Consider the following 1,642-nt stretch of genomic DNA (forward strand, 5'->3'; position numbering starts at 1 on the left):
CGCCTGAGCGGTCACCGGTCAACATTGACACACGGTGCGCGCCCCTCGACACGGTCGACTCCAACACCGAAGATCACGGCAAATTAGAAACCGCTGCCGAGCCTCTGACACGGCTCGACCGCAAAGGGGGTAGATCACCGACTTGCGAGTAACCTCATGTCGTTCGGTCATTTCGGCGTTGGTCGCTGGCGAAACTTGCTGGTAGGAGCAATGATCGAGTCAGGGGTGTTATTTGAGACATCTGAGGTGATCCGCATAAGTCGGCCCAATGCACGGGCGGGCGGCAACGCCGATCGACGCCTCGGAAGCCCGACGCAGCTACAGCTGGCATTGTGCGTACCGCCAACGTGTCGACATCGTTGTGCAAGGGCCTGGCGGGCTTCACGCCACTTGCGAAACCCGCCGTTCAGTCTGCTGTCGAGTCGTGCCAGCGCTCGCCGAGCGCCTTGGCCGCTGTGGACACCTTCATCACGAGGCGGCGCTCGCGGTGCCGGACGGGAACGAAGTGGTAGTGCTCGTAAAACGACTGAGCTTGGTCATCTATCGCATCAACGACGACAAGCCGCCCTCCGCCGATCTCCGACGCGGCAACGGCTTTCCCCAGTGCGTCTAGGAGTAGCTGCTCGCCGTACCCTTGGCCATGCAGCGCTGCATCGATGGCCAGACGGGCAATCAAATATCCGGGTATGCGGGTATAGCCCCCAGCCATCGACCCCGACACGCCGTCGTCTTTCCGCACGATTTCGGTGGGGCAGATGGCGAAATAGGCGCAGACCTTCGGCTCTCCGTGCGGGGTCCATACGTAAACGTGCGCTACTCTGCTGCTGTCCGCGCGGCGAGCCTGTTCGATCAGCCAGCTATTCAGTGACTCATTGCCGCAGTCGAACCCTTCCAGCGTGTGCGCGTCGTCGAGCCGCGCGGACTCGAACATTGCTCAACGCCGTTTGAACGCCGCAGGCTTGCGTGCGGCTGCCGCAAGTCGTGGTGCAGCGTCGGCAGCATCGAGCGAGGACATCAGCTTGTCGAACTGTTCGGGCTCCATCACCGTTAACAGCTCTTGGCGCAGGATGTCCTCGGCACGTTGGATCGCGGCTTTCCGGACGAACTCCGAGGTCTGCTCATGCACGACGTTGGCGGCTAGCTGGATGCGGTCCAGGGTTGCCTCCTCCGCGCGAAGTTCGAAGCGCTTCGCTTTGACTGCCACGACAACATCTCCTTAACTGATCAGCTGTAGTGTACGGTACCTGTACGTACGTCTCTAGGGCAAACGATACCGGCCGCGAGTCAGCGCCAGGAGCGGGTTGTCGTCGGACTCGCGCAGTCCCCAGGCCGCGATCCTCGTCGAGATTGATAACGCGCGACACGTCAACCGCGACGCTGAACGACCTGCGCGCGGTTCGGTGTTCGATGGCCATCCGTGCAGACCACCTGTGACCTGTAGAAACGCACCGCCGGGTGCCGGGAGGCAAGTCGGTTCCGGTCGTTCCTGCCACCGCCCAAGTGGGGGTAGATTCCCGACTTGCGACCAAGGTTAGATGTCTCTGGCGCTTTGACCGTGAGTCCTTGACAAAATGGCTGGTGAAAGCTTCGACGGGCGCATGGGGTGTTGTTTGAGACATGCGAGGTGGGCCAGACATGTCTG

2 protein-coding genes are annotated in these 1,642 nt (G+C 61.6%); both read right to left on the reverse strand.

All coding sequences use genetic code 11. The features are described from left to right. Positions 1-406: 406 nt before the first annotated feature. On the reverse strand, positions 407-931 hold the full coding sequence (locus AC2VOK_RS20890; RefSeq protein WP_407689297.1) for a GNAT family N-acetyltransferase: 525 nt from the start codon (positions 929-931) through the stop codon (positions 407-409). Between the two features lie 3 nt (positions 932-934). Next, a complete protein-coding gene (locus AC2VOK_RS20895) occupies positions 935-1,204 on the reverse strand; it encodes a type II toxin -antitoxin system TacA 1-like antitoxin (protein WP_407689298.1) in 270 nt (89 codons plus the stop codon). Between the last annotated feature and the right edge of the window lie 438 nt (positions 1,205-1,642).

The organism is Mycobacterium sp. TH-M116 (assembly GCF_057473685.1).

What these genes read in the sequence shown, in the direction of transcription:
- AC2VOK_RS20890 (WP_407689297.1), bottom strand. Translation starts at nt 931, where the DNA reads ATGTTCGAGTCCGCGCGGCTCGACGACGCGCACACGCTGGAAGGGTTC.